This window comes from Mycobacterium sp., from assembly GCF_049802695.1.
In the GTDB taxonomy this organism is placed as follows: domain Bacteria; phylum Actinomycetota; class Actinomycetes; order Mycobacteriales; family Mycobacteriaceae; genus Mycobacterium.
On sequence record NZ_JBARMY010000532.1, the window covers coordinates 1 to 1,502 of the forward strand.

General features: G+C 68.2%; 3 protein-coding genes. 2 read left to right on the forward strand and 1 reads right to left on the reverse strand.

Features of this window, described 5'->3' with window-relative positions; genetic code table 11:
* On the forward strand, positions 1-663 hold a 663-nt coding region (locus tag WA317_RS20955), incomplete at its 5' end, for a M23 family metallopeptidase (protein WP_425174853.1).
* 130 nt (positions 664-793) lie between these two features.
* Positions 794-1,294, forward strand: coding sequence for a hypothetical protein (locus WA317_RS20960; protein WP_425174854.1), 501 nt, complete (start codon positions 794-796; stop codon positions 1,292-1,294).
* A 6-nt stretch (positions 1,295-1,300) separates the two neighbouring features.
* Here WA317_RS20960 and WA317_RS20965 read toward each other — a convergent pair.
* Positions 1,301-1,502 (reverse strand): hypothetical protein (locus WA317_RS20965; protein WP_425174855.1); only part of this gene is annotated, 202 nt, incomplete at its 5' end.

The following is a 1,502-nucleotide window of genomic DNA, read 5'->3' on the forward strand; positions in this document are numbered from 1 at the left end:
GTGCTGATCACCGCGATGGCCGCCGGTGCCGCCGCCGCCGCGGCGCACACCGCCACACACCCCGACCACACCGCCAAGACCGAGACAGTCTTGGCCGCCGACGCCACGACGCTTGATGGCGGCTCGCCGACCACCTCTGCCCGCGGCATGCAGCTGGTCACCGTTCGGCCGCCGGCGAATGTGGCCGCGCACAACCAGGAACTGGCCAATGGCGTGGCGTTCGCGCAGGAGCGCGCCCAGCGTGAGGCGCGCCTGCAACAGCCGCTGTTCGTGATGCCGACGAAGGGCATATTCACCTCGAATTTTGGGTATCGATGGGGTGTGTTGCACGCCGGGATCGACCTCGCCAACTCGATCGGTACCCCGATCCACGCGGTATCCGACGGCGTGGTCATCGCGGCCGGTCCTACCGCCGGTTACGGCATGTGGGTCAAATTGCGGCACGCCGACGGCACCGTCACGCTCTACGGTCACGTCAACACGACGCTGGTCAGCGTCGGTGAGCGCGTGATGGCGGGCGACCAGATCGCCACGATGGGTAACCGGGGTGATTCCACCGGTCCTCATCTGCATTTCGAGGTGATGTTAGGCGGCACCAACCGAGTGGACCCGGTGCCATGGTTGGCGAAGCGGGGGCTCAGCGTCGGCAATTACACCGGTTGACCCGGTGACCCAACCACCCAACTTTCCTCCTGGCGGGAGCCCGCCTCCCCGACCGCCAGACGGCTACGGTCGCACAGCCGCCGGGGACGAATCCCGTACGCGCATCATCCGACGAGCGCCGACCGCGCCGATGCCCGCGATCGCCGACCAGGCTCGCACCACCTACATTCCCCGTCCGTCACCGGAACTCGGGGATCCGCGGCGAACGCCCGCGACAGGACGCCGAGACGACCCAGCGCGCACACTCGGCCCGTCGCTGGAACCGAGCGCCCGGACCGCTGTGGCGGCAAGCGCCGTCAGCATCGTCAGCGGCTGGGCTACATCGGTCGTGGCCACCGACCTGATCGCCGGCTGGTGGCGATCCGACAAGCTGTTCTGCCTCGCCGTGGGTTTCCTCGCCGTGGTGTTCGCAATCGCCACCGTGTCGGGTGTGATCCTGCTATTGCAACGGCGGCCCCTCAGCCGCCGGCTGGTTGTGGCCGGCGCCGTCGTTGCGTTGTTGACTCAGCTCGGGGTGTTCCTCACCGATGCCCGAGTCGCCTGGATCGTGTACCTGTTGCCGTTGCTCCCCATCGCCAGCGCGGTGCTGGCCCTGCGTCCGGAGACCAAGCGCTACCTGCTGCAGGACTGAGCCCGGCTAGAGCTTGGCGACCGGAGCGTGATTGTGCATCAGCTTGACTCGGCCTGAGCTGCCGAAGTCGATCAGCGACATCGCCGACTCCCCCATACCGGAGACTTCCTCGACCCGGCCCAGCCCGTATTTGTCGTGCGACACCCGGTCCCCGGGCTGCAGCACCAGCAGTGGCCGTTTACCGGCCGCAGAGCGGGCCGGCGACGGG